This window comes from Bordetella petrii (assembly GCF_020991325.1).
In the GTDB taxonomy this organism is placed as follows: Bacteria; Pseudomonadota; Gammaproteobacteria; order Burkholderiales; family Burkholderiaceae_B; genus Bordetella_A; species Bordetella_A petrii_E.
This window is the reverse complement of sequence record NZ_JAJMLX010000531.1, coordinates 1-750: the sequence shown is the minus strand read 5'-3', so window position 1 is coordinate 750 and position 750 is coordinate 1. Positions and strand designations below refer to the sequence as shown.

Here is a 750-nt window from a genome sequence, read left to right as displayed (position 1 = left end):
CGGCAACATCGTGTGCCCCCTGCACCGCTGGACCTACAACAACCGCGGCGAACTGCTGGGCGCGCCCCAGTTCGAATCCACCCCATGCATGAACCTGCAGCGCTTTCGCCTGCGCGAGTGCCACGGCCTGCTGTTCGAAGGCCCGCGCGATCCCGCCGCCGACATGGCGCCGCTGTTCAGCCGCCCCGAGTTCGACTTCGGCGACTACGTGCTCGACCACGTCGAAGTGCACCAGTGCCATTACAACTGGAAGACCTTCATCGAGGTCTACCTCGAGGACTACCACGTCGGCCCCTTCCACCCCGGCCTGGGACGCTTCGTCACCTGCGACGACCTCAGCTGGGAATTCGCCGACTGGTACAGCCTGCAGCGCGTGGGCGTGCACAAGGCGCTGGCCCAGCCCGGCTCGGACGTCTACCGCCAGTGGCACGACCGCGTGCTGGACTACCGTGCCGGCGACGCGCCCGATTTCGGCGCGGTGTGGGTCACCTACTTCCCCACCCACATGATCGAGCTGTACCCGCATGTGCTGGTGCTGTCCACGCTGTATCCCAAAAGCCCGCAGGAAACCGTCAACGTCGTGGAGTTCTACTACCCCGAGGAAATCGTCGCCTTCGAGCGCGAATTCGTCCAGGCCCAGCGCGCGGCCTACATGGAAACCGCGGTGGAAGACGACGAAATCGCCGAACGCATGGACGCCGGCCGCAAGGCACTGATGCTGCGCGGCGTGAACGAGGCCGGCCCCTACCA

1 protein-coding gene is annotated in these 750 nt (G+C 65.9%); it reads left to right on the top strand.

Annotation, left to right across the window (positions count from 1 at the left end; translation table 11 throughout):
* On the top strand, positions 1–750 hold a 750-nt coding region (locus tag LPZ50_RS25165), incomplete at both ends, for an aromatic ring-hydroxylating oxygenase subunit alpha (RefSeq protein ID WP_230665542.1).